Source organism: Paralcaligenes sp. KSB-10 (genome assembly GCF_021266465.1).
Lineage (GTDB): Bacteria > Pseudomonadota > Gammaproteobacteria > Burkholderiales > Burkholderiaceae_B.
The window spans coordinates 3,236,128-3,261,577 of sequence record NZ_CP089848.1 but is presented as its reverse complement, the minus strand read 5'-3'; the positions used below and the strand labels follow the sequence as shown (position 1 = coordinate 3,261,577).

The 25,450-nt window shown below is 59.0% G+C and carries 24 protein-coding genes; 6 read left to right on the top strand and 18 right to left on the bottom strand.

Going from position 1 to position 25,450, the window contains the following annotated elements:
* The first annotated feature begins 11 nt into the window (after positions 1 to 11).
* A complete protein-coding gene (locus LSG25_RS15045) occupies positions 12 to 893 on the top strand; it encodes a MaoC family dehydratase N-terminal domain-containing protein (protein ID WP_232741717.1) in 882 nt (293 codons plus the stop codon).
* The gene (locus LSG25_RS15040; RefSeq protein WP_232741716.1) at positions 893 to 2,116 is read left to right on the top strand and encodes a CaiB/BaiF CoA-transferase family protein; all 1,224 of its coding nucleotides are present in this window, start codon (positions 893 to 895) and stop codon (positions 2,114 to 2,116) included. The genes LSG25_RS15045 and LSG25_RS15040 overlap by 1 nt, the downstream gene beginning before the upstream one ends.
* An 804-nt stretch (positions 2,117 to 2,920) precedes the next feature.
* Here LSG25_RS15040 and LSG25_RS15035 read toward each other — a convergent pair.
* The 6 genes from LSG25_RS15035 to LSG25_RS15010 all read right to left on the bottom strand — a co-directional run bounded on the left by LSG25_RS15035 (position 2,921) and on the right by LSG25_RS15010 (position 9,268).
* On the bottom strand, positions 2,921 to 3,853 hold the full coding sequence (locus LSG25_RS15035) for a dihydrodipicolinate synthase family protein (protein WP_232741715.1): 933 nt from the start codon (positions 3,851 to 3,853) through the stop codon (positions 2,921 to 2,923).
* A gap of 178 nt (positions 3,854 to 4,031) precedes the next feature.
* Positions 4,032 to 4,943 carry a LysR family transcriptional regulator gene (locus LSG25_RS15030; protein WP_232741714.1) on the bottom strand — a complete coding sequence of 304 codons (912 nt, stop codon included), beginning with the start codon at positions 4,941 to 4,943 and terminating at the stop codon, positions 4,032 to 4,034.
* Between the two features lie 77 nt (positions 4,944 to 5,020).
* Positions 5,021 to 5,998, bottom strand: coding sequence for a tripartite tricarboxylate transporter substrate binding protein (locus LSG25_RS15025; RefSeq protein ID WP_232741713.1), 978 nt, complete (start codon positions 5,996 to 5,998; stop codon positions 5,021 to 5,023).
* 112 nt (positions 5,999 to 6,110) lie between these two features.
* Positions 6,111 to 7,295, bottom strand: coding sequence for a CaiB/BaiF CoA-transferase family protein (locus LSG25_RS15020; RefSeq protein ID WP_232741712.1), 1,185 nt, complete (start codon positions 7,293 to 7,295; stop codon positions 6,111 to 6,113).
* An 81-nt stretch (positions 7,296 to 7,376) separates the two neighbouring features.
* Positions 7,377 to 8,390 carry a tripartite tricarboxylate transporter substrate binding protein gene (locus tag LSG25_RS15015; RefSeq protein WP_232741711.1) on the bottom strand — a complete coding sequence of 338 codons (1,014 nt, stop codon included), beginning with the start codon at positions 8,388 to 8,390 and terminating at the stop codon, positions 7,377 to 7,379.
* Positions 8,391 to 8,407: 17 nt separating this feature from the next.
* A complete protein-coding gene (locus tag LSG25_RS15010; RefSeq protein WP_232741710.1) occupies positions 8,408 to 9,268 on the bottom strand; it encodes a CoA ester lyase in 861 nt (286 codons plus the stop codon).
* A 90-nt stretch (positions 9,269 to 9,358) separates the two neighbouring features.
* Here LSG25_RS15010 and LSG25_RS15005 point away from each other — a divergent pair, with 90 nt between their 5' ends.
* Both LSG25_RS15005 and LSG25_RS15000 read left to right on the top strand, forming a co-directional pair.
* Positions 9,359 to 10,249 (top strand): LysR family transcriptional regulator, encoded by an 891-nt coding sequence (locus LSG25_RS15005; RefSeq protein ID WP_232741709.1) that lies wholly within the window; start codon positions 9,359 to 9,361, stop codon positions 10,247 to 10,249.
* A gap of 184 nt (positions 10,250 to 10,433) precedes the next feature.
* On the top strand, positions 10,434 to 10,685 hold the full coding sequence (locus LSG25_RS15000; protein ID WP_232741708.1) for a diguanylate cyclase: 252 nt from the start codon (positions 10,434 to 10,436) through the stop codon (positions 10,683 to 10,685).
* Here the strand turns inward: LSG25_RS15000 and LSG25_RS14995 are convergent.
* On the bottom strand, positions 10,679 to 11,431 hold the full coding sequence (locus LSG25_RS14995; protein ID WP_232741707.1) for an SDR family NAD(P)-dependent oxidoreductase: 753 nt from the start codon (positions 11,429 to 11,431) through the stop codon (positions 10,679 to 10,681). The genes LSG25_RS15000 and LSG25_RS14995 overlap by 7 nt on opposite strands.
* Positions 11,432 to 11,595: 164 nt before the next feature.
* On the opposite strand from LSG25_RS14995, the gene LSG25_RS14990 reads away from it, so the two are divergent.
* Positions 11,596 to 12,612 carry a LysR family transcriptional regulator gene (locus LSG25_RS14990; protein WP_232741706.1) on the top strand — a complete coding sequence of 339 codons (1,017 nt, stop codon included), beginning with the start codon at positions 11,596 to 11,598 and terminating at the stop codon, positions 12,610 to 12,612.
* On the opposite strand, the gene LSG25_RS14985 is transcribed toward LSG25_RS14990, so the two are convergent.
* From LSG25_RS14985 to LSG25_RS14965, 5 genes are all read right to left on the bottom strand, one after another.
* Positions 12,525 to 13,508 carry a D-2-hydroxyacid dehydrogenase family protein gene (locus LSG25_RS14985; RefSeq protein ID WP_232741705.1) on the bottom strand — a complete coding sequence of 328 codons (984 nt, stop codon included), beginning with the start codon at positions 13,506 to 13,508 and terminating at the stop codon, positions 12,525 to 12,527. The genes LSG25_RS14990 and LSG25_RS14985 overlap by 88 nt on opposite strands.
* Positions 13,505 to 14,875 carry an MmgE/PrpD family protein gene (locus tag LSG25_RS14980; RefSeq protein WP_232741704.1) on the bottom strand — a complete coding sequence of 457 codons (1,371 nt, stop codon included), beginning with the start codon at positions 14,873 to 14,875 and terminating at the stop codon, positions 13,505 to 13,507. Before LSG25_RS14980 ends, LSG25_RS14985 begins: the two co-directional genes overlap by 4 nt.
* Before the next feature lie 32 nt (positions 14,876 to 14,907).
* Entirely contained in the window at positions 14,908 to 15,888 is a 981-nt protein-coding gene (locus LSG25_RS14975) for a Bug family tripartite tricarboxylate transporter substrate binding protein (RefSeq protein WP_370635883.1), read from the bottom strand.
* Positions 15,889 to 15,936: 48 nt separating this feature from the next.
* Complete coding sequence (locus LSG25_RS14970; protein WP_232741703.1) at positions 15,937 to 16,638, bottom strand: GntR family transcriptional regulator; 702 nt, start codon at positions 16,636 to 16,638, stop codon at positions 15,937 to 15,939.
* Between the two features lie 70 nt (positions 16,639 to 16,708).
* Positions 16,709 to 17,602 carry a LysR substrate-binding domain-containing protein gene (locus tag LSG25_RS14965; protein ID WP_232744714.1) on the bottom strand — a complete coding sequence of 298 codons (894 nt, stop codon included), beginning with the start codon at positions 17,600 to 17,602 and terminating at the stop codon, positions 16,709 to 16,711.
* Positions 17,603 to 17,677: 75 nt separating this feature from the next.
* Here LSG25_RS14965 and LSG25_RS14960 point away from each other — a divergent pair, with 75 nt between their 5' ends.
* Entirely contained in the window at positions 17,678 to 18,442 is a 765-nt protein-coding gene (locus LSG25_RS14960) for a sulfite exporter TauE/SafE family protein (RefSeq protein WP_370636011.1), read from the top strand.
* Positions 18,443 to 18,821: 379 nt separating this feature from the next.
* On the opposite strand, the gene LSG25_RS14955 is transcribed toward LSG25_RS14960, so the two are convergent.
* The 6 genes from LSG25_RS14955 to LSG25_RS14930 form a co-directional block, all read right to left on the bottom strand.
* Positions 18,822 to 19,793, bottom strand: coding sequence for a tripartite tricarboxylate transporter substrate binding protein (locus tag LSG25_RS14955; RefSeq protein WP_232741702.1), 972 nt, complete (start codon positions 19,791 to 19,793; stop codon positions 18,822 to 18,824).
* 119 nt (positions 19,794 to 19,912) lie between these two features.
* A complete protein-coding gene (locus LSG25_RS14950; RefSeq protein WP_232741701.1) occupies positions 19,913 to 20,293 on the bottom strand; it encodes a VOC family protein in 381 nt (126 codons plus the stop codon).
* Between the two features lie 18 nt (positions 20,294 to 20,311).
* Complete coding sequence (locus LSG25_RS14945; protein WP_232741700.1) at positions 20,312 to 21,262, bottom strand: hydroxymethylglutaryl-CoA lyase; 951 nt, start codon at positions 21,260 to 21,262, stop codon at positions 20,312 to 20,314.
* 22 nt (positions 21,263 to 21,284) lie between these two features.
* Positions 21,285 to 22,475, bottom strand: coding sequence for a CaiB/BaiF CoA-transferase family protein (locus LSG25_RS14940; RefSeq protein ID WP_232741699.1), 1,191 nt, complete (start codon positions 22,473 to 22,475; stop codon positions 21,285 to 21,287).
* 128 nt (positions 22,476 to 22,603) lie between these two features.
* A complete protein-coding gene (locus tag LSG25_RS14935) occupies positions 22,604 to 23,545 on the bottom strand; it encodes a LysR family transcriptional regulator (RefSeq protein WP_232741698.1) in 942 nt (313 codons plus the stop codon).
* Positions 23,546 to 23,879: 334 nt separating this feature from the next.
* Positions 23,880 to 25,406 carry an aldehyde dehydrogenase family protein gene (locus LSG25_RS14930; RefSeq protein ID WP_232741697.1) on the bottom strand — a complete coding sequence of 509 codons (1,527 nt, stop codon included), beginning with the start codon at positions 25,404 to 25,406 and terminating at the stop codon, positions 23,880 to 23,882.
* Positions 25,407 to 25,450 lie beyond the last annotated feature (44 nt).

Here is a 25,450-nt window from a genome sequence, read left to right as displayed (position 1 = left end):
GTCCTGTTCGAATGACTACTCCAACTCCGGCAATCGATATTGAGTTTCTGCGTACCTGGATAGGGAAAAAACAGCAAAGCTCCGACTATGTCTGCCCTTCGGGAGCGGCTCGCATCAGCGCCTTGCTGGACAGGAATGAAAGTCTGTTCATCCCGGGACAGGCGATTTCCCCGGCCTGGTATGTCATGCTGTTTACGGCCACGCAGCCCCAGTCGCAGCTGGGCCGCGACGGCCACCCGCGCACCGGCGCATTCCTGCCGCCTGTGCCATTGCCCCGGCGCATGTTTGCCGGCCGCAGAATCGACTTTTATTCGGATCTGTGCATAGGCAGCGAAATAACTCGGAAATCACGCATCTCGGATATAAAAATCAAACAAGGCTCCAGCGGGGAAATGTGTTTCGTGACCGTCAGGCACGAACTGTACGACGGCGAGGATCTGGCCCTGACTGAAGAGCAGGACATTGTCTACCGCGGCGAGGCGCCTGCGCAAGGCGTTGCGCCCAGGAAGAAGGTGGAAAAAACGGACCAGATTCCTGTGGCTGCGCTGCACAAGGACGTGTTCATCGATCCGACGATGCTGTTCCGTTATTCGGCCATCACGTTCAATGCCCACCGGATTCACTACGATCTCGATTACGCGTGCAACGTAGAGAACTATCCGGGCCTGGTAGTGAACGGCGGCCTGACGACTCTGCTGCTTTGGGACTACGCCATGCGCAGTACAGGCAAGAAAATAAAAGCGTCGCGCTCAAGAAATCTTCGCCCCTTGTTTGTCAACAGCACCGTCGGCCTGAACCTGGCCATAGACGAACGCACGCAAAGCGGTCATGCCTGGGCATGCAACGAAGACGGCAATACGGTCATCATGGTCGACATCGAGATGGAGCAGTAATGGGCAACACCAAGAGGGCGCCTCTTCAAGGCATCAAGGTCCTGGATCTCACGTCTGTCGTGGTCGGCCCGGTGGCCACCCAGTTCCTGGCCGACTACGGCGCCGAAGTCATAAAAATCGAAGCGCCCGAAGGCGACCTGCTGCGCAAACTGGGCGGCGCATCGCCCAGCGGCACGATGTCGGCGAAGTTCCTGCACCTGAATCGCAACAAGCGGTCCGTGGTGCTGAATCTGAAGACCGACGAGGCAAAGCGGGCGCTCAAGCGCCTTTGCGCGCAAGTCGATGTGGTGGTGGTAAACATGCGGCCCAAGGCGCTGGAGAGGGCGGGCCTGACCTACGACGATTTAAAGACGATAAATCCGCGCCTGATCCACTGCAGCCTGCTGGGCTTCGGACGCAAGGGCCGCTACGCCAACAGGCCTGCCTACGACAGCATTATCCAGGGCGCCAGCGGCATCGCTTCCGTGGTCGACAAAATGTACGGCCAGCCCGGGTATGTGCCGATGGTCATGGCCGATCATACTGTTGGCCTGATTGCCGTGCAGATGATACTGATGGCGCTGTACCAGCGCAGCCAGACCGGCGAGGGCGAAGGCATCGAGATTCCCATGCTGGAAAACATGGCGGCCTTTGTCATGGCGGAACACATGTATCTGCGCACGTTCGATCCTCCTCTGGGCGGCAATTTCGATCCCCGGGTATCGGATCCACAAACCCGTCCCATCAAGACAAAAGACGGGTACATATGCCTATCGGCGAATACGGACCGTCAGGCGTTCGGCTTCTTCGACGCCATAGGCCATCCCGAATTGAAAGAGGATTCCCGATTCTGCTCGGTCGCTGCCCGGTTCAGGCATACCCGTGAGTATTTTGATTTGCGTTCCACGGCGCTGTTGGAAAAAACCACGCAGGAATGGCTGGGGATCTTCGATGAACTGAGCGTGCCGGCCATGCCCTACAACACGCTGGAGAGTCTGCCGGACGATCCGCATATTCGGGACGTCGGCTTGTTTCAGCCGATCAGGCACCCCACCGAGGGCGATATATGGAATATTGGCCTGCCGAATACGCTCAGGAATGGCGCCTCGGCCGAATATTCGCCGCCGCCCGCACTGGGGGCCGATACTCAGGCTGTATTGAAGGAATTCGGTATCGATGCCGATGAAATAGCCGCGCTGATTTCATCCACGGGTCAGAGACAGGTTTCGTCTGGTTCGGACTAGAGTGTTTTTGGTTCGAGTGTGTATGGCGCACTCGAGTGTTTACGGCATTCGATGTTTTGGTGGCTTTGGTATTTGAAGACGCCGTCTATCGGGGCTTGGGGTCAGGGCCGGCACGGCGTGCTGGATCCGGATCTACCTCGTCCAGGCGGGCGTCGGGCCAAACTCGCTACGCCGCTGGCGCGGCTACGCTCAAACATGGCCCGCCGAAAGCCCCCGCCTTCCCTACGGTAGCATCCGGCGCACGCCTTACGCCGGTCCTGACCCCAAGCCCCGATAGACGGCTCGCGTTGTGGCATGCCTGGAATGAGCTTGCCGGCCTCAACGTATACCTCGATGCATGACCTCACCGTTTCTCTCGGTGCATGCCCCCAATGTCTTTTTCTATGCATTTCCTCAACGCAAGCCGCAGGGTGGGCGGTGCTGTGTAGTCCGGCGGTAGTCCAGCGCCGGGTGCTGACGAAGGGAAGGCGGGGGCTTTCGGCGGGCCCTGTCTGAGCAGTGCCTCGCGTGCGAGGCACTGCGAGTTGGCCCGACGCCCGCCTGGACGAGGCAGACCCGGGCAGTCGGGGCGCGTAGCGCCACGACCGCTGGACGTGCCGGACTACACAGCACCGCCCACCCTGCGGCGTTTTAATAGAATTACCAACCGCGCTATAGCCCCCACAGACAACACAACCCAAAGCCACAGATCAAGCCCAAAAACGGCTCAAAACGAAAGTGACTGAAACACGTTCAGTGCGTAAACACTTGAACCAAAAATGCGCTAGGAGAGCACCATGCAGGCATATGCCTGGAACCCGATGTTCACGCCAGAGCCGCTCTTTTATCGACACGGGCCAGACGCTTCAACAAGTATTCGACTTCCTCCCGCGCCGCAGGAGTCAAGGGGGCCGCCGGGTTCCTGAGCGTTGCCGTCTTTAAAAGGCCACGCCTCATCAATACATACTTCCTGACCGCCAATCCCACGCCGGCTTGCTGCTCATAGCGGATCAAAGGCAGATGCGCATCGAACAGATCGTGCGCCTGATCCCGTTCGCCGCTGGAATACAGCCCCACCACATCGCAGAGCATATCGGGGAAGCAATAGCCCGTGTTCGCGCCGTCCGCGCCGCGCGACATTTCAAAATCCAGGAACAGCCCATTGTTGCCGCACAGTATGGAGATATGCCGCATCGAACCGTCTTTTTCGAAATTGCGCAAAGCCGAGATCTTTTCCAGGCCCGGCCAATCCTCGTGCTTGAGCATAATGCACGAGGGATTGTCGCTTACGATGCGCCGTATGACGCCCACCGACATCTGCACCGAAAAGGTCAGCGGATAGTCCTGGATGATGAAGGGGACATCTTCGCCGATGGCCCTTGCCGCCTGATGGTAGTAATTGACGATCTGGTCGTCGGTACGCAAAGTATTGGGAGGGGCAATCATGACCCCCGCGGCGCCCATGTCCATGACCTGTTTCGTCAGCGCCGACATGGCCGCAAAGCCGGGCGAAGAAACCCCCACCACAATGGGCAGGCGAGGCGCCCGCTTGATGAATCGGGAGACCACCGCGGCGGCTTCGTCAAAAGCCAGCTTGGGCGCCTCGCCCAATTGGCCCAGCACCGTAATCCCCGTGACTCCGGCTTCGATGTAGAAGTCGACCAGGCGATCGATCGATTCCGTGTCGATGGTTCCGTTATCCAGGAAAGGGGTAGGAGCGATCACCACCACCCCTTTTTGATCGGACGTCAGTTTCATTGCCTGTTCCTTTTGGCTTTCATTGCCTGATGTATCCCGTCACTTTAAGTGAACCCAGGCGACAATCATAATGTAAATATTGCAGGGATTAATGAATAAAAGACATGAATGCACCGATGCCGGGTCTTTATCCCGCGTGCCGATCGCAGGCGCGCCGCGCACCCCGTGATTCGAAGGTTTACCTGCTCCGCGCCTTGCTTTTCTTCAAGCCCTCGATCACCAGCCTGTACAAGGGGTCCGACAATGCCGAGGGCGCGCGATCCATTCTTCTGAAAATTTCGATCGATCGGTTCACGCTGGGCGACCTCAATGGCATCACTTTCAAATCGGCTCCCACCATCGACTGCACGGCCACCAGCGGCAATATTGCAATCCCCGCGCCGCCCAGCACCATGCCGGTAATCGTCGCCAGATGCGACACCTCGTAGGTGAAAAGCAGATCCAGCTTATGCGTGTTCATCACCGTTTCGATCTGCAGCCTCAACCCGCTCAGGGTGCTTGCTCCGACCAGCGGAATCCCTTCCAGATCTTTCCATGACAACTTCGTTCTCTTGCCCAGAGGGTGCCCGGCCGGACACACCGCCACGACGGGATCATCGAATAAATGCTCGTACTCCAGGTCCGAATGCAGCACGCCCGGAACGGATATCCCGAAATCCGCCTCGCCTTGAAGTACGGCTTCGCGGATTTCGTAGGCCGATCGGTCCAGAATCTGGATTCGATTCTTGGGATATGTACGCCCGTATTCGGCCAGTATCGGCGGCAGTAGCGACGCCGCGATAGTCGGCAGGCAGGCAAGAACAAAATTGCCGTAGCCCTTGGAGGCACTGTCTTTCAGGTCTCCCAGGGCAGACGACAGCTCCCTGACTATCCTGCGCGCGCGCGGCAGGAAATCCCGCCCCGCCTGGCTGAGGGCCACTGTTCGCGTGGTGCGGACAAACAGCCCGACCCCTATCATTTCCTCGAGCTTGGAGACGCGGCGGCTCAAGGCTGTTTGCGATAAATGCAGGTGCTCGGCCGCGCTGCTGAAGCTGCCGAGTTCGGCAATGTACACAAACGCCTGAACGCCCAATATATCCAGTCTGACCATAAGGAATCGCCACTCAGGAAATCAAGCGCGTGCCGCCGGCATGCCTGGATGGCAAACGCCGGGACAGCGCCGCGCTGTTATTGCAGCGAAATATGGTTGGCCTTCACGACCTCTGTCCAGCGCGCGCGCTCCGCCTTGATGAACGCGGAGAATTCGGCCGACGAACTGCCCACCGCGGTCAGGCCCAGCTTGTGCAGCTTGTCCTGCACCGACTCTTTTTTCAACGCATTCTGGATGGCGGTTTGCAGTTTGGCGACCACATCGGGAGGTGTTCCGGCGGGTAAAAAGAAACCGTTCCACTCCAGGACGCTGAAATCTTTCAGGCCCGACTCGGCCATGGTCGGGACATTGGGCAATTCTTTCATGCGAGTGGCGGAGGTGACCGCCAGGGCCTTCAGTTTGCCGCCGGTAATATAGTTCAGGCTGGATGCCGCATTGGCGAAATAGGTATCGACCTGGCCGCCCATGACGTCCACGATAGCGGGTGCGCCGCCTTTATAAGGCACATGCACAATGTCGATGTGGGTTTCTTTCTTCAGCAGTTCGCCGATCATTTGCGCGAGGCTGCCCGGTCCGTAGGATGCAAACGTATATTTCCCGGGATTTTTCTGGGCGGCCGTTATGAATGAATTCAGTGAGGTGAATGGCGAATTCTTGGCCACCACCATGATGTTGGGCACGCTGACCGCTTGCGACACCGGAATGAAATCTTTCTCGGCATCGTAGGGAAGCTTGCGCAACACGGGGTTGATGGCGAATGACGAAGCGTCGTACAGCATGGTGTAGCCATCCGGAGCGGATCGGGCTACATAGGCGGCGCCGATCGAGCCGCTGGCCCCGCCTTTGTTTTCTATGATTACGCTTTGCTTGAGCTCTTCGCCCAGGGCCTGGGCGATGATGCGGGCCGCATTGTCGGCGCCTCCGCCCGCGGAATAGGGAACGACCAGGTTAATGGATTTATCCGGAAAACTTGCCGCCGAGGCTGGGCCCGAAAGGCCGAGGCAAGATACAACGGACATAAGAACCGACAACGCATGCAGCCTTGTCACTTTCATAGTGTGCTCCTGGGAATGATGTGGATATTCTGTTTCTGTAGAAGTCCGTCGGGTTTCGCCCGGCGGAGGTGTGAACGATAGTCCATCGAACTGCTCTTTAACATTGATTGAATCAGAAAACGGCTTTTTGCTCGTACAAGGAGCTTATCTCGTCTTTGCCGTACCCGGCCTGGTCGAGGATCTCGCCGGTATGCTGGCCCAGTGTCGGGCTGGATACGGGTTTGACCGGCTCGCAGGCGCCGAACTTGATCAGATTGGCTACGCCTTTGTAGCGGCCTGCCTTGGGATGGTGGAAGTCCGCCAGGAATTGCTGATCCCGTACCTGGGGGTTGTCGAGCATGTCTTCCACCTGGCGTACCGCCGCGCAAGGAACGGCTGCGCCGAAAATCGCCTCCCATTCCAGCGCCGTGTGCTGCTGAAGGGCGTGGCGTATGACCGGCACGATTTCCGCGGCATGTTCGGCGCGCTTGCGCACGCTGTCGTAGCGTTCGTTTTCCGCCAGTTGCGGCACCCCCGACAGGGAACACAGGGAAGTCCAGAAATGCGGCGTATTGGCGGACAAATACAGAAAACCTTCTCGAGTCGGATGCAGGCCCGTAATGCCTCCCGAGCGCATGTCCCGTTCTATGTTTCTGGGTTCGCCTTCCGCAAACACCATGCGTGTCGATTGCATGGCAAGCGCGCTGCCCAGCAGCGATACCGACACTTCCTGCCCGTATCGCGTGCGCTCCCGCTGGAACAGCGCGGCCACCACCGCATTGGACACCATGGATGCCGCATAAAAATCCACGGCCGATCCATACACGATTTCGGGGGCGTCGGGCGTGCCCTGCGATGAGCAGATGCCGCTCATGGCTTGAAGCACCTGGTCGTACCCGGCCTTGCCGGCCAGGGGGCCCGATGTCCCGTAGCCCGTCATTGAGCAATAGATCAGGCGCGGGTTGGCGGCTTCCAGTGTTTCGTAATCGATTTTCAGGCGCTTGGGAACCGCCGGGCGGAAGTTGTGGACCAGCACGTCCGCGGTTTGCGCCAGCCGCATGAAGACCGCATGGCCCGACGGAGCCTTCAGATCGATGACCATGCCTTTCTTGCCGCGATTTACGCCCATGAAGGCGCGGCTTTCGGCCGCCAGGGTCGATGGGTATTTCCTGAGGTTATCGCCCTCTGGAGGTTCAATCTTGATGACTTCGGCACCCAGGTCGGCCAATAGCGCGCAACCGTAAGGCCCCGCGATATAGGCACTGAGGTCCAGGACCCTGATGCCCGTCAGCGGCGCGTTGTCTTGTAGTGTTGCCATGGATCTTCTCTGTCGTGGGTGTTGCGGAGGCTTCATGCATGCGGAGGCGATGCCCGCCCCGGCATGCGCGCAGCCCCTTGTTTATTTTTGCACGGTAATGTTGCTTTGTTGAGCGACTTTTTTCCACTGAACGATATCGTCCTTGACACGCTGCTTGTATTGCGGCGCGCTCAGTGTTGCCGACTCGGCGCCTTCCCGGATAAAGAATTTTTTCATTTCGGGATCTTCGACGACCTTGGCGATGGCGGCATTCAGTGTGTTCACGATGGCTTCAGGGGTATGCGCGGGCGCCAGAATGCCCCACCACAGGCTGAAGTCGTAGCCGGGCACGGTATCCGCCACGGGCTTCAAGTCGGGCGCAATCGCGCTGGGTTTTGCGCTGGTGATGCCCAGGGACCTCACCTTGCCGCTATTGATGGCCGGCAGCAAAGAGGGGCCGCTGGCCACCAGCACATCGACCTGCCCGGCCATCAGCGCTGTGGTGGCCGGACCCATGCCGCGGAAAGGCACATGGGTCATCTTGATGCCGGCCGCCGTATCCATCATTTCGGTGGCGAACTGGTTGCTGCTGCCGGGGCCGGACGAGGCATAGTTCAGTTCCCCGGGGTGTTTCTTGGCATAAGCGACCAGATCGGCGATGGAGTTGATCGGGGCGTCCTTCTTGACCGCCACGATAAACGGGCCTTCGGCCATCAGTGCGACGGGCGTGAAGTCTTTGACGGCATCGAAAGACAAATTGGCCTGTATGGCGGCATTGGTCGTAAAACTGGACGACACCGCGGCAAGCGTATAACCGTCGGGTTTGGCGCGCGCTACGTAACTTGCGCCTATCGAGCCGCCCGCTCCCGGCTTGTTTTCGATCACCACAGTGGTGTGCAGCAGGGGGCCCAGCTTGGCTCCCACCGCACGGGCAAATACATCGTTGGATCCTCCGGGCGGGTAGGGGACGACCAGGGTAATCGGCTTGCCGGCCGGATAGGCTTCGGCCGCGAAGGCGGCCGGGGCTATGGCGACAGTCGCGGCCAGGGCAATGCCGGCGGCCAGGCCGGGCAGTGTCAGTGAGTATCGGATTTGCGGATTACGGTTTGTATGCATGGGTTTGTCTCCAGGTTTTATTTGATTAGGTTCAGCTGCTGCGCGTTGCGTACCACTTCGTGGGCTCGATGCACGAACGGCGCATCGACCATCTTGCCGTCAAGCAGAAAAGCCCCATTGTCCTGATTGGACTGGGCTGCTTGCGTTACCTTTTGCGCCCACTCCACTTCCGCCGGAGTCGGACTGAAAACTTCGTTGGCGATCTCGACCTGGCTTGGATGTATGCAGGTTTTGCCCAGGAATCCGAGTGAACGCGCCATCAGCGCCTCTGCCCGATAGCCCGCGGTATTCTTCACATCGGCGTAGGCCGAATCGTAGGCGTATACGCCGGCTTCGCCGGCCGCCATTCTGAGCGTGAACATCATGGCATGCACATTTGCGGCGTTGTAACGGGCAATGCCCAGGGGCTCGAACAGATCGCCTAGGCCGAGTTGCAGCCCGCCGACCCGGGGATGGCTGGCTGCGATCTCGCCGGCCCGCCGCACGCTTTGCGGCGTTTCGATATTGGCCAGGAGCGAGATCGTTGGCGGCAGCGATTTCTTGCGTTCCATGTCTTCCAGATGGGCAAAGAAATCGAGTGCGTTTTCCGGCGATTCTATTTTTGGAATATTGAGAATGTGCACGGCGGGGTGGCAGCACGCAGCCAGGTCGGCAAGAAAATGGGGTGTGTCCATGCCGTTGACGCGCACAATGATTTTTTTGCCGCTCGAGGCCAGGCCCGCATCACCCAGGAATCGGGCCAGCTCTTCGCGCGCGTAATCCTTGCGGCTTTCCAGCACCGAGTCCTCCAGGTCGAAACTGATGGCGTCGGCCTGGCTGTCCAGGGCCTTGCGGAATAATTCCGGGCGCGACCCGGGTACGAATAGCTTGCTGCGCATCGTGTGTCTCCTGTTTTTTGCCTATTGTGCCGGGATAACGATAAAAAAGTAGCTTGAAATATCCGATCAAACGATATATTTTCTATCGTTATGAATACCCGATTCCTCACTACTTTTGTGCTTGTTCATCGATACGGCTCCATGGCCGAGGCGGGCCGTCGCCTGAATCTGACTCATGGCGCCGTGGCGCAGCAGATCCGGGCGCTGGAAAGCGAGCTGAATATTGCGCTCGTGACCCGGGCCGGCCATACCGTGCATTTGACGGAAGCCGGTAGCCGGATTCTGGAAAAAGCCAGGGAAATACTGGGCAATATCGATGAATTGATGTCGATCGCCAAGTCCGATGTCGTGCGCGGCGAACTTCGGCTGGGGGCCGGCAACACGTCCCTGCACAGCGTCGTTCCCCATGTCCTGGCCAGGCTGATCAACAAGTATCCGCTGGTGAATGTGCTGATCAATCCGGGTTATTCGGCCGATTTCTACCCGGCGGTCGAAAACAAGGAGCTCGACATTGCCATTGCCACGCAGGCGCCCTATGCATTGCCCAAGACCCTGAACTGGCACCTGCTGCGTGTGGAGCCTTTTGTGCTGCTGGCGTCGTCCAGGCATGCCGGCAAGCCCGCGCGCGAGCTGTTGCGCCGCCAGCCCTTTATCCGTTATGAACGCAATAGCTGGACCGGGCAGATGATCAGCGCCTATCTGAAGGAAGCGAATATAACGCCGGTGGAGCGCTTCGAGCTGAACAGTCTCGAGTCCATTGCACTGATGGTGAATCTGGATCTGGGCGTGGCCATAGTGCCTATGGCGGCCAATCTTCTCGGGCCGCAACTGAGCCTCACGGCCATCGAACTGGAAGGCTACAGGGAGCCCAGGCGTTTCGGCCTGATCTGGTCCAGATCGTCGCCCAAGGTCGGCCTGATACAGGCCTTTCTGGAAGCGGCTTCGATCGAGTACAAGAATTACAACGAATCGATATCCTGACTCGCTGTACCCGGGCCGCCAGTTTGGTTCCATGTTGTCATGGCTTTACGGCTCCGCTAAAAATCGCATATAACAGTTTTACTAAATATTACGATGGCGGGTGTCAAGTGTGCCGTAAAACATAAAGTGCTTAAGTGGCCCCTTTAACACCTTGCAGCTGCATTTCGTGTCGGCGGTGCTGATCATGAGTGAACTCACCCACTGCGCGAACCATGGGGGCACGTTTGCGCTTGTGATGTTTGACATCGACCGGTTCAAGGCCATCAACGATGAATTCGGGCACGGCGCCGGTGATCAGGCCCTGAAAGCACTGGCAGCGTATGCTGCCCGGACGTTCCGTGATATAGACAGCCTCGGGCGCTGGGGAGGGGACGAATTCGTGGCGTTGGCGCGGAATGTGGATGTCGTGGCAGCCAAGGCGGGCCCGCGTCAGTAAGTGGCGCGGCCGCCCGATAAGTCGAACACGGCGCCCGTCGTGAAGGAATTGTCTTCAGACACCAGCCAGGCGACCATGGACGCGATTTCGCTCGTCAGTACGAACCGGTTGCGTGGAATCTTGGAGAGCATGTAGTCGATATGCTGCTGGGTGATCTGGTCGAAAATCCGGGTCTTGGCCGCTGCCGGGGTAATCGCGTTGACACTGATGTCATGGCTTGCGGTTTCTTTTCCCATGGACTTCGTCAGCCCGATGACCCCTGCCTTGGAAGCGCTGTATGCGCCCGCGTTCGGGTTTCCCTCCTTGCCGGCGATCGACGCGATATTGACGATGCGGCCATAGTTGTTGGCGATCATTTCGGGCAGAACCGCCTTGCCTACATAGAATGTGCCATTCAGGTTCACATCGATGACCCGGTTCCACTCGGCTTCGGGATACTCGGCGACGGTCGCGTTGACCCCGGCAATGCCGGCGCTATTGACGGCGATATCGAATTTTCCAAATGTCTTCTTGGTTGCCGCGGCGGCCCTTTTTACGCTGTCCGGATCGGCGACGTCGACCTGCATGGTCGCTACCCGGCCCAGGTGGGCCAGGTCTTTTTCGGCAATGGCCAATTCGGCGGGGTTGATGTCCCAGATGGCGACCTCGGCTCCGCCTTTAAGCAGCGCCTGGGTAATGGCAAGCCCTATGCCTTGCGCTCCGCCGGTAACGATGGCGACACGATTTTGAAAGTCATATTGATTCATTTTTTCCTCGGTGCAGAAAAATCACTCGGTAGGTGGATGGTGGCACAGGACACTGGCAGCGCGCCGCCATGCGCGCTTGCCAAATTTAACTAGACAGCCCGGGGCTCGAATAGTGACAATATTCGATCTATAGATAACTGTTCGTTATCACCTGAATAGGCCCTATGAAAAATATAGAATCGATTGTCGCCAGGCTCCGTTTCCGGCATATGAAAGTCCTTATCGCCCTCGATGAGCTGGGCTCCATGCATCGGGCGGCCGATTTTTTGTCCATGACCCAGCCCGGCATAACGAAAGCCCTGCAGGAAATAGAATCGGCGCTGGGCGCGGCCCTGTTCGACCGATCCGCCCGGGGAGTCGAGGCCACGGCCGTCGGCCAGTGCGTGATTCGCTATGCGTATATCCTGTATGCCGAACTCGATCAGATGTCGGCGGAAATCCATGCCATCAACGCCGGCCAGGGCAGCGTCATTTCCGTGGGGGCCGTCGCGGGAGCCTTTCCTTCCCTGCTGACCGGCGCTATTACCAATGTAAGGCGGGCGCACAAGAAACTGACGGTAAAGGTCAAAGAAGGCACCAGTGCGAACCTGCTGGCGGAGCTGGGCGAAGGGCTGCTGGACATTGCCATTTGCAGAACGGCGGTCTTGACCAACCGCGACATATTCGACCGGATGGAATTGGGCGACGAGAAAATTTCGGTCGTGGCAGGCCCCAATCATTCCCTGGCGCACAAGAAGGTATCCCATCTGTCGGACCTCAGCGCTTGCCGCTGGGTTCTCTTTCCGAATCGCATGCCGGTAAGGCGGCTGCTGGAAAGAGAGCTCATGGAAGAAGGCCTGGATATGCCTTTGTATCCGGTAGAAGCATCGTCCACGTTTGTGACCGTATTGATGCTGAACGAGGATCCCAATCTGGTGGCGCTGGTATCAAAGGAAACGGCCGAGTTTTTTGCCGAAAAGGGTATCTTGAAAATACTGCCCATCACCATCAAGGCCCGCACCGAGCCTTATGAACTGGTGACGCGCAAAGGGTATGTGCTGCCTGCCGCGGCGATGGTGCTGGTCGATGAAATAAAGCGCCGTGCAGGCTTGCGTCAAACCGGTGCGGATGAAGGCAGCACGGAGCCCTCGGCCAGCCAGGACCGCAGGCTCTCGCGTATGCCTTCGGCAAATTTACGGTAAACGGGCTCGCTGACAAATCCGTAATGAGGGGTCAGCAGCACATTGGGCAGGCCGAGCAACTCGTTGGCGGGTTCGATGGGTTCGGTGTCGAACACATCTATTGCGGCGAAACCCGGCCGACCCTCTTTCAAGGCTTCGATCAAGGCGGGCGTATCGATCAATTCGGCCCTGGATGTATTGACCAGCAGGCTGCCCGGCTGCATCAGGCGCAGGCGTTCCTGGTTCAGCAGATGGCGTGTGGCGCCGGCCGGCACCAAATGCAGGCTGACCACCGCGGAGGTCGCCAGCAACTCTTCCAGGCCTAGGGCCGCGACCCCGTGTTCCAGCGCGCGCTCGTGGGTCATGTTCGGGCTCCAGGTCGCGACATCCATACCCAGGGCCTTGCCCACCGCCGCAACGCGCTGGCCGATCTGGCCCAGTCCTATCAGGCCCAGGCGTTGCCCGTGCAGGACTCCAGGCAGTGCGCCGGCGCTGTCGGCATCGCGCCATGTCAGCCGCGACGAGGACAGCATGATTTTCGGCAACTGTTTCATTGCGGCCAGAATCAATGTCCAGGTCATTTCGCAGGTGCTGGCCTTGGACGGGCCCCAGTCGGTGTGGCTGACCTGGATGTTCCGCTCGGCTGCCGCTTCCAGGTCGAGCTTCTTATTGCGCGTTCCGGTAAAGACAATGTGGCGCAATGTCGGTAAAAGCTTGAGCATATCCTTGTTTATCGGGGTTCTGTCGCGCATCAGCACCACGCATTGCGCGGGCCGCAATGCGTCCAGCAGGGCGGCGCCCGACAGTTTGCGGTTATGGATGACAACCTCGGCCTGCTGTTCGATGGCGGACCAGTCCACCAGACGGCGCAGGCCGTTTTCCCAGTCATCCAGGACGACGATGAGGGGCCTGTTCACGGTCGCGAGAGCTCGACAAGTCGTTTGACGTTCGGAGCCGCGGCCAGATTCCAGCATTCGGCCAGCAATTGCCCTGTTTGTTCGGCTCCGATGATTTCGTCGGACATGCCGCGGAATTTTTTCTCGAGATCGAGGTCTGTCATCGGGTGCTGCAAGGATCCTATGGCATGCTCGACGTACACGTGCACCGTGTTGCCGTCCTTCAATGTGGCAACAGCATCGACACTGGCTTCGTTGATGTTGTTGTCGACGGTCGCCACGACCTTGCGGCGTACATCGACGACATCGGGACGCGTGACGATGCTGTCGGCGTATTCATGTTCGGAAGCCTGGCCGAAGATCAGGCCGGCGGCGCAGCCGTGGTAAACGCTGAACTTGCCTTGCAGGCCATCGGCCGGTTCTTTCTTGCCCGTCAGTTCAAGTACCAGGGAATGCACTTTCAGGTCGATGCGAAGCAGATTGTCAGGGGTAACGCCTTTTGCACGCAACTGGACGCAGGCATCGATACTGGGATGTATCACAATGCCGCAGGCAAATGGCTTGTACGCGTTGAAGGAAATTTCGAAGCGCTTGCCAAGCTCGTCGGTAATTTCGTTCCAATCGTGTTTTTCCGATACAACCTGGGCAAAGCCTCGCGGCGCCTCGAGGGCGCGACGGCTGGATGTGAAGCCGGCGCGGGCCAGCAGGGCGGACATCAGCCCGGCCTGGGCGGCGGCGCCCGGGTGGAAAGGCTTGGTCATGGTGCCGAACTGTTCCCGCAGGCCTATGGGCTGCGACGCCGCGATACCCAGGGCCATGATGGTTTGTTCGACGTTCAGGCCCAGCAGTCGGGCGCAGGCCGCCGCCGAACCCAATACACCAGTCGTGCCGGTAATATGCCAGCCGCGATCGTAGTGGTCCGGGTACATCATATTGCCCGCGCGGCACGAAACGTCGATGCCGATGACCAGTGCGTCGATCAGTTGGCGGCCGCTGGCGCCGGTATGTTCGGCCAATGCAACCAGGGCGGAACACACCGGCCCGGCTGGGTGGATGATTGTTTTTAAATGAGTGTCGTCAAAGTCGAAGGTGTGTGAAGTGATGCCGTTGATCAACGCCGCACTGCCGATATCGACTTTTTCCTTTCGGCCCAGGATGCTTGCCTGCGCCGAGGGTTCGAGTACCTGAATTGCCTGGAGCGCAGCCTGGGCGGCTTCATGATGGGCAGCCCCGATTGCGCAGCCCAGCCAGTTCATGAATGTACGATGCGCCTCGTGCTCAACTTCGTCTCCCCAGCCGCGCGAGGGATGCTTGACAATATATTCAGCCAATAGGCTGGTGATGGGAGGGGCGTTTAGGTCGGCATGGACCTGGGTATTGCGAGCCATAAATGTCACTTCACTGTAGGGGGTTAGGACGATCAGGAGTTCAAGGTAATATGTTGTTGTTTGGCCAGGCGCGTCCAGCGATCGAGGTCGCGTTTCGCGTAATCGGCGAATTCCGCCGCGGACATGGGCATCGGAATAATCGCTTCGACATCCAGTTTTTTGGCAAGATCGGGCACGGCCAGCACTTTATTCAGGCTGTCGTTCAGTATTTTTACAATGCCGCCATCGATGCCTGCCGGGCCCGATACGCCATACCATTGCAGGGTATCTTCGAATCCCTTGATGCCCAGCTCTTCCAGAGTCGGTATGTCTTTAAAGCCCGGATTGCGTGTTTTGCCGGTGATGGCAATCGCCCGGACGCTTCCCGATTTCAGATGAGGAACCGACGCGGCGAGGCCGGGAAACATGGCCTGGGTCTGGCCGGAAATCAGATCGGTGAATGCCGGGGAAATCCCTTTGTAGCTGATGTGGACCATTTTCGAGCCCAGTTGCTGCTTCAGCAGTTCCATCAGGAGATGGGTAAGGGAGCCGACGCCGGCCGAGCCATAGCTGACGCGATCGCCGTGTTCTTTGGTGTAGGCGACGAAATCCTGGAAGTTCTTGATCGGCAATTTGGCATTGACGACCAGCACGTTGGGCGTGCCGCCTATCATGCCGATCTGCGTGAAGTCGCGCATGGGGTCGTAGGGAACTTTTCGTGTTGCCGGGCTGGTGGCCAGGGTGGCCACATAGCCTTGCATCAGGGTATAGCCGTTGGGCTCGGCGCGCGCCACTTTCTGGCAGGCGATGATTCCGCCGCCGCCGCCCTGGTTTTCTACGATAAAGGTTTCACCCAGTTCCTTGCCCCATTCGTGAGTGACCGTGCGCCCTACATAATCGCTGCCGCCTCCGGGGGCGACCGGTACGACGTAGGTCAGTGCGTGATTAGGGTATTTCGAGGCGGCGAAAGACAGGCGGGGCAAGCTCATTACTGCGGCGCTGCTCAACAAAAAGGAACGGCGATTCATACTCATGCTGCTAGTCTCCTGAGTCGGTGGATGTTATAAAAATAATGGGATTGATTAGGCCAGAGTCGAAAGCCTGTCGTAGGCATTGATGACATGGTGGCTTAGCAGTTCTGCGCAGTAATTGGCATGCGCAATGGTTTTGGAATCGTAGATTGCCTTGACGATTTGCTTGTGCTCGGCAATGGACATTTCCCGGTACGATTCCGTAGACAGGTTCTTCAGCCGCGACAAGTGCAGTTTCTGGATGACTTCGCGGTAGGTCTTGGCGATTTCCCGGTTGCCGGCGTATTCGATGAACAGCCAGTGGAACCGCAAGTTTTCGCGGTAATAGGCCTGCGAATTCTTTTCCTGGTTGGCGGCATCCATGGCTTCGGTCCTGGCTTCGAGCTCCTTGACCAATTCGTGCCGGCGTTCGGTAGGCAGTTGCGAAACGACCAGGCCCGCATGACTGTCGAGCAGGGCGCGAAAGTCGTAAAGATCGCGGACTTCGCTGTTGCTGAGTTCGCGCACATAAACGCCCGAATGCTTTTTCGACACCACCAGGCCCGAGCTTTCCAGTTCGCGCAGTGCTTCGCGTACCGGCGCACGCGAAACCTTCAGGCGGTCGACCAGGTCCGATTCCCTCAGTGCCTGGCCGGGCAGGAAAACGCCTGACAGAATCTGGCTGAGCAACTGATCGCGCACCAGCTTGCCCAGCGACGTGTTCCTGATTTCTTCAAATTCGGTATCGGCAACTTCGTTGAATAGCCAGTCCATTTTGTTCTCTCAGCGCTTAGGTTTCGTAGAATTGTATACGATACTACGAAAAAATAAAGAGGCGAGAACTTTAACGTGGCCCCACGCCCGATTCAGTGAGTTGCTGTGCGAGCAAGCTGGCGTGAGGTGTCAGCGCGGAAAAATCGCGGGCGCACAGATGCAGTGTCCTGGATGCCCAGGGTTCGTGCAGCGGCACTATCACCAAGCCGGCTTGGCGCAACGCGGCCGCGGAGGCTTCGGGCAAAATGGCGATTCCCACCCCGGCCTTCACCAGCATGCCCACATTCTCCACAGTCCTGAGCTTGACACGGTACTGTATCTGGCGGCCCAAACGGGTGGCGCGTTCTCCCAAATGGGTTTCCAGCGCCGCATCCGACAGGCCGACAAAGGCCTCGCCCACGATGTCCGCAAAGGCTGCGGATGGCTGGCCGGCAATCCGGTGCGCCATGCTTGTTGCAACAACGAGATGATCCTGGGCGATGAGGCGGGTCTGCAGCGCGGCCAGGTCGGCAATATCCGCCACGATTCCCAGGTCCGTCTTTCCTTCGGCGATCGCCACGGCGATCTCGGTGCTGGGCCGTTCGTCGAGATCAATTGAAAGGTCGGGATATTGCGCGAGGAAGCGGCAGATCTGCTGCGGCAAAAAAGCGGCCAGTGCCGCGGTGTTCGACATTAGTTTGATGCGGCCTTTGAGGCCTGTCGCATAGGAACGCAGTTCGCCGCGCATCTGTTCGACCTGCCCTACGATAATGCGGGCATGGCGCAGCAGGGCGTCTCCGACGCTTGTGGTGTGTACCCCGCGCCGGGTCCGCTCCAGAAGAGGAGCGCCGAGCACCGCCTCCATGCCTGAAATGCGCTCGCTTGCGGAAGCCAGGGCAAGGTTCATCGCCTGGGCGCCGCGGGTCAGGCTGCCGTGTTCGACCACAGCCAGGAATAGACGCATATCGGTCAGGTCAAAACGCAAGATCAATCTCTTTCTTCGGTTTAGACGAAGTCTAGCACCGGAAATGCCAGATTGTGCGCAGCCAGGGCCTTGTCTATGATCGATGCCATGAACGACTTCCTGATAGTTTCTGGCGCGGGTTTGCTGGCTGGCGCAATGAATGCCCTGGCCGGAGGCGGCTCGTTTGTCAGCCTTCCCGCTCTGATTGCCGTTGGAGTGCCATCGGTTCAGGCGAATGCTTCGAGCACGGTCGCGCTGTTTCCCGGGGGTATCGCCAGCGCCTGGGCCTATCGCGATGGGCTGGGGCCGGTCGGTGCGGTGTCGCTGCGACCCCTGATGTTTACAACACTGGTGGGAGGCGTGATCGGGGCGATCCTGCTGCTGTGGACGCCGTCGAAAACCTTCGACACGGTGCTTCCCTGGCTCTTGTTGATTGCCACGCTGGCGCTGGCCTTCGGGCGCCGCCTGGGTGAATGCTTGCGGCGCCGCTGGCGAATCAGGCCTTCGGTCGTTCTGGTCATTCAGTTTTGCCTGGGCGTTTATGGCGGTTATTTCGGCGGCGCCGTCGGCATCATGATGATGGCCGTCTGGGGCCTGCTCGACAGCCGCGACCTGAAAAGCCTGAATGCGCCGCGCACGCTGCTGGTCAGCGCAGCCAACACGATAGCGGTGCTGACATTCATCGCGGCTCGCGCGGTCCGGTGGCCGGAAACCCTGGTCATGCTGCTTGCCGCTATGGTCGGCGGCTATGGCGGCGCGCAAATCGGCCGTCGAGCTCCGTCGTGGGCCATCCGGGCCGGGACATTGCTGCTTTCCACGGGAATCACTGTGGCATTTTTTGCGCGGGCTTATTTTGCGTAGGATGTGGCTCTTATTGCTGCTGGTCGTGCGCGTTCTTCGTTCTTAAGGCGCGGGGGTGGCGGCCCAGGCGGGGTGGAGCTCGCATCGTCCGGTCCTGGCTACGCCAGGACTGCCCGCGGCCGCAGCCTGGATCGGGCGGTCGCGGAACTCGCGTCGTCCACAGCCCCCCGGGCTGTGGACACCCTTGACGCTCAAACAACCGCTCCCTTGCATCCCGATCCAGGCTGCGGCCGCGGCGGACTCAAGCTCGCTCACCCCGCCTGGGCCGCCACCCCCGCTCGTGGTGACGTCTTTTGCATGCTTATAGGTTAACGCGACAATGCGGGAATCGCGCGGACATTTCTTGCCGTATGCATCTCCCGCACCGAGATCAGATGGCTTACAAAGGCTTGATGCCCGCCGTTTTGATCACTTGCTGCCAATGCTTGATATCCGATTTGACCTCTGCCTCCAACTGATCGGGCGGCAGATACTTGGCATAGGCTCCTTGCGATTCCATATTGGCCTTGTAACTCTTGTCGGCAACGACCTTTTTTAGCGCTTTGGTCAGGATCGCCGTGACATCTGGAGGCATATGGGCGGGTCCGAATACCGCGAACCAGGCTTCGAGCTTGTAATTGGGCAGGCCCGCCTCGGCCGTTGTCGGCACGTCCGGCAGCATGGGGTGGCGGGTGTCGCTCGCAATCGCCAGGGCCTTCACGCGTCCGGCCTTGATCTGCCCTATGACAGACGGAGGAGTGGTAATGAATAACTGGACTTGCCCGGCAAGCAGGTCCTGCATGGCGGGGCCGGCGCCCTTGTAGGGCACATGGAGCATGTTTATTCCGGTCAGTTGCTTGAGCTGTTCGGTGCCCAAGTGTTGAATCGAACCCGCGCCCGACGATGCATAATTCAGTTTGCCCGGTTCCGATTTTGCCAGGGCCAGGAAGTCCTTCAAGGTTGAAACCTTGAGTGTGTTGGGCACAACGATAACGTGTGGGGCGGTGGATACTTCGGCGATAGGGGTGAAGTCTTTGACCGGGTCCCACGTCAAGGTTTTGAAAAGAGCCGGGTTGCCTGTGTGATAGCCCGAGTACGACAGCAATAAAGTATAGCCGTCGGGCTTGGCTCGACTCACGAAGGCATTTCCTATGTTCCCACTTGCTCCAGGCTTGTTTTCGACGACAACAGGCTGGCCAAGGATTTTTGCCAGGTTCTGGGCAACGGCGCGTGCGGACACGTCGGTTGTACCGCCAGGCGCGGATGGAACAATCAAGGTAATAGGACGGTCGGGATAGGACCCGGCATGTGCGCTGGATCCTATTAGCGCAAAGCCGACGCACATGCCGAGTTTATACAAGCGTGTTTTCATAATGTCTCCTGATGTTGTAATGGGTACCGCCTGGGGGTTGCAGCCTTTAAAAGGCGTAAAGTCTCCATTGCCTTGTCTCTTGCAAAGCATCGGATAAAACAAAAATGGGTAAATACGGCTTAGGGGAAGGGCTCTGAAATTTCGATCAGATTCAAATCCGGATCGCGAACATAAATGGAGCGGATTTTTTGAATTGCGCCGGTACGCATGACCGGCCCTTCAATAATTGGCCAATTTTCAATCCTTAAATGGGCCATGACCTCGTCCAGGGGTATCGATGCAATCAGGCACAGATCAAGCGCCCCTGGCATGGGCCGATGAGCCTTGGGCTCAAATTCGCGCCCCTGTACATGAAGGTTGATTTTCTGATTGCCGAACTTGAAGGCCAGCCGGCCCGCGCCAAAGACTTCCAGTGTCATGCCCATGACGCGGGTGTAAAAGTCCTTGCAGGCGTCTGCATCGGCACAGGTCAGAACGATGTGGTCCAGGTGGTCAATCATGAAATGCTCCAAAGCGGTTCAACGCACTTGCGGCTTTTCCAGGTCGCGCACGTAATCCGGGGCCGGATGCAAGGCCAGGCGCGGCCCTGCCTTCAGTATCTGGCTGGGAATATCATGCCCGACCAGGCGCGGCAGTTCGGCGCTGCAGGCAAGGCAGTGTTGCAGCGATACGCCGGTGTCGTAGCCCATCAGTTCCAGCATGTGCACCAGTTCCTCGGTGCATATATTCCCTGAAGCGCCGGGCGCATAGGGGCAGCCGCCCAGGCCGCCCAGCGACGCGTCGAAGCGGTCGATGCCGGCGTTGATGGCCGCCAGCACATTGGCCAGCCCCAGGCCCCTGGTATTGTGGAAATGGGCCGTCAACATCAATGACGGGAAGCGTGTCTTGACGTCTTTCAGCAGGGCTTCCACCTGCGAGGGATAAGCCATGCCGGTGGTGTCGCAAAGCGTAATGCCGCGCACATCCAGGCGCGCGTAGCGGTCCACCCACGACAATACGTCGTCGGCTTCGATATCGCCTTCCATCGGGCAGCCGAACACCGTCGACAGCGACACATTGATGGCCAGCTCGCTGCCTTTGACACTATCGGCCACAGCTTTCAATTGCTCGAAGGAGGCGTCGCGTGTCATGCGCAGGTTGGCGCGATTGTGTGTTTCGCTGACCGACATGACCAGGTTGATTTCATCCACGCCGCAGGACAGGGCGCGTTCGGCGCCGCGCACATTGGGCACCAGCACGGTGTATTCGACGCCGGGCTTGCGCACGATGCGGTGCATGACTTCTTCGGCATCGCGCAAGGCCGGTATGGCGCGCGGCGAGGTAAACGAAGTGGCCTCGATCTTGGCGTAGCCGCAATCGCTCAGCGCGTCGATCAATGCCACTTTTTCGTCGGTGGGAATGAATACGCCTTCGTTCTGGAATCCGTCGCGTGTGGCGACTTCGTGTAGGTAGAGACGGGTTTTCTGCATGGTGGCCTCGCGGCGGTGGGGTTCAGATAATGCCGCGGCTGGTCCAGTCGCGTTGCGTGTCGGCGTCGATGCCCAGCGCCGTCAGCACGCGTTCGGTGTCCTGCCCGAGTTTGGGGGCTTTGCGCTCGACCGTGCCGGGAGTGGCACTGAGTTTGGGAACGATGCCGGGCAGCTTGACCGGTGTGCCATCATCGAGCCGGCTCTCGAGGATCATGTCGCGTGCCTGGTAGTGCGGATCCGCGCAAATATCGGCAATGTCGTAGATGCGCCCGGCGGGGATGCGCGCCTCGTGCAGGCGCTCCAGAACTTCCTCCAGGGTATGCGTTCGAGTCCAGGCTTCGATGGCGGCGTCGATGGCCTGCGCATGCTGCGCGCGCCCGTCGTTTTGGGCGTAGGCCGGGTTTTCCGCCATATCGCCGCGATCGATGACGGTCATCAGCCGCTTGAAAATGCTGTCGCCATTGCCGGCCACCAGAGCGTATTTACCATCGGCGCATACGTAGGCGTTGCTGGGTGTGATGCCCGGCAGGCTGCTGCCCGAGGGCTGTCGAATGGCGTTGAAGACCGAGTACTCCGGCAGCAGGCTTTCCATCATGTTGAATACCGACTCGTACAGGGCGACATCGATGGATTGGCCTTCGCCCCCATTCTGCTCGCGATGGCGCAGCGCAAGCAGCGCGCCAATGACGCCATGCAGGGCCGATAGCGAATCGCCGATGGAGACTCCGACGCGCACGGGTGGCCGGCCGGGTTCGCCGCTAAGGTGGCGCAGGCCGCCCATGGCCTCGCCCACGACGCCAAAGCCGGGCCGATCGCGATAGGGGCCGGTCTGCCCGTAGCCGGAGACGCGCAGCATGATCAGCCCCGGATTGATGGCATGCAGCGCTTCCCAGCCCAGGCCCCAGTTTTCCAGAGTGCCGGGGCGGAAGTTCTCGATCAGGATATCGGTGGTCTTGGCCAGTTTGCGCACGACGTCCTGACCTTCGGGCTGACGCAGGTCCAGGGTAACCGATTGCTTGTTGCGCGACTGGACTTCCCACCAGACCGAGGTGTCGTCATGCAGCAGGCGCCATTTGCGCAGGGGGTCGCCGGTCTTGGGCGGCTCGATCTTGATGATTTCAGCGCCGAATTCGCCCAGTATCTTGGCGGCGAACGGGCCGGCTATGAGCTGACCGAGTTCGAGTACGCGAATTCCGCTTAAAGGTTTGAGCATAGTGCGAATTTATCCGTAAATTATGGGTATATTCTGAACGCATGCGGAGGATCTGGGAATTGCGGATTTTTCCTGGACCTTTTCCAAATGGTTAAAGCTGTGTCAGGATCGACATTCCGCGCTTCGAATCATTCCGACGACGCATCTATCTGCGGTTCCGGTTGAACGTTTGCATGACGCTGCGCCAGAAAGTTCAGGACATGCAAGGCTTCGGGGGGTAGTTCCTTGACGTTTCGGACACCCAGCCACAAGCTGCGCGAGGCCCAGCCGTCCGAAAGCGGTATGGCGCGCAGCCCCGCCCCCAGTATTTCCTGACGGACCGAGCCGCGCGGCAGCACGCCTATGCCCAGTCCGGCTTCGATCATGCGGCATATGGCGTCGAAGCTGGCAACCTGGACACGCAACTTCAGAACTCGTTCCAGGGCGGCGGCCGCGCTGTGCATTCGGCTCAACAGGGAACTGCCTTCATTCAGGCCCACGAAATCATAGTCCAGCGTGTCGGCGAAATCGACGGTGTCCCGCTTCGCCAGGGGATGATTTGGCGGGACCAGCACGACGAGCTGATCGCGCCGATATAGCCGTTTTTCAAGGGAAAGAGAAGATACGTAGCCAGCAAAGATGCCGATATCCGCAATACCATGGGCAACCGCGTTGACCGCCTCTTCACTGACTTTTTCTTCGAGAATGATGCGGATGCCCGGGTGTTGTTCCATAAGGGCGGCAAGATCGATGGGCAGGAACTGGATGATGGCCGATGTATTGGCCCAGATACGCACGTGGCCGCGCATGCCCAGCGCGTAGTCATTCATGTCCAAGGCCATGCGATTGACGCCATTCAACAGACTCTGCACATGTTCCGTCAAGTTCTGGCCTGCCGGCGTCAGTGCCAGGCCGCGCGGCAGGCGCACGAACAAGGGGCAGCCTATGGCTTTTTCCAGCTCGGAAATGCGCTTGCTCAGTGCCGACGTAGTCATGTGTGAGCGTTCGGCCGCCTTGGTAAGGCTGCCTGCCTGAGCTGCATATAAAAAAAATCGCAAGGATTGGATATCGAAATGAATTAGATTGACCATCGGTTGGGAGCCCCATCAAAAATTGGAAAAAGAGCTTTCTTCGTCACTTTAACCAGTAATCGAAGGCTCCAATTTTTAATGAGGCTCCAAAATATGGCTTCGAATACCATTAAAGCGGCTTTTCGGTGCGAGGCAAATCGTTGATCAACGTAGCTTTAATCATGGCTGGGAAGTACGCATGGGAATGCGAAGCCGCAAGAGATGGTCGAGCGATTCATGGATCAAAAATGTCCACAAAGTGCTTGCACAGAGCCAGGAAAGCAAAACGCCAATTCTTCAGAATTGGCGTAGATGCTTGAATCTGCTGCTGCCGGCTGAAGGAGCCGAACTCCCGTTAGAAGAACCCCAAGGCATTGGGGCTGTAGCTGACCAGCAGGCATTTGGTCTGCTGATAGGCATTGAGCGCCATCTTGTGGTTTTCCCGGCCGATGCCCGATTGCTTGTAGCCGCCGAAGGCGGCGTGCGCCGGATACAGGTGATAGCAGTTGGTCCAGACGCGGCCGGCCTGTATCTGGCGGCCCACGCGGTAGGCGCGCGAACCGTCGCGAGTCCATACCCCCGCGCCCAGGCCGTAGTAGGTATCATTGGCGATGGCCACCGCCTCTTCCTCGTCCTTGAAGGTCATGACCGAGGCCACGGGGCCGAAGATTTCTTCCTGGAACACGCGCATATTGTTCTGGCCGAAGAGTAGCGTCGGCTTGATGTAGAAGCCCTCGTCCAGTCCCTGGCCTAGCGAGTTGCGTGCGCCCCCGGTCAGGCAGCGCGCGCCTTCGTCCCTGCCAATGTCGATATAGCCCAGGATCTTGTCGAGCTGCGCTTTGGATACCTGGGCGCCGACCATGGTGCCGCTGTCCAGCGGATGGCCGGTTTTCATGCTTTCGACCCGCTTGACGGCGCGCGCGATGAATTGCTCATAAATGGATTCCTGAACCAGGATGCGCGAGGGGCAGGTGCAGACTTCGCCCTGGTTGAGCGCGAACATGCTCAGGCCTTCGAGCGCCTTGTCCAGAAATGCGTCGTCCCTGTCCATGACGTCTTCAAAGAAAACATTGGGGCTCTTGCCGCCGAGCTCCACTGTGCTGGGAATCAGATTGTCGGCGGCGGCATGCAGGATGTGCTTGCCGGTGGGCGTGGAACCCGTGAACGCGATCTTGGCGATGCGCGTGCTCGAGGCCAGCGCCGCGCCCGCTTCCTTGCCGTAGCCATTGACGATGTTGAGGACTCCGGGCGGAAGAAGATCGCCGACGATTTCCATGAGCACCAGGATGGACGCCGGCGTTTGCTCCGCCGGCTTGAGGACCACGCAGTTGCCCGCGGCCAGTGCCGGCCCCAGCTTCCAGGCAGCCATCAGCAGGGGGAAATTCCAGGGAATGATCTGGCCGACCACGCCCAGGGGTTCGTGGAAGTGATAGGCCACGGTGTCCTTGTCGATCTCGGATATCCCGCCTTCCTGGGCGCGAATGCATCCGGCGAAATAGCGCAGATGGTCGATGGCCAGGGGCAGGTCCGCCGCCATGGTCTCGCGCAGCGGCTTGCCGTTGTCTATGGTTTCAGCCACGGCCAGCAGATCCAGATTCTGCTCCATGCGGTCGGCCATGCGCAGCAATACCCCGGAACGCTCGGTCGCCGAGGTTTCACCCCATGCGCGGCGTGCCGCGTGCGCCGCGTCCAGCGCCAGGTCGATATCCGCTGCATCGGAGCGCGCAACTTCGCAAAACGGCTTGCCGCTGATGGGCGAGATATTCTCGAAATAGTTGCCGGCAACGGGCGCCACCCAGCGCCCGCCTATGTAGTTTTCATAATGGTTCTTGTAGGGAAAGCGAACGTCGATGCCAAAATGCTTGAGGTCGGTCATGTCCATGATGTGTCTCCATTTTGATAGGGGAACGAGGCCGGAAGGATTGC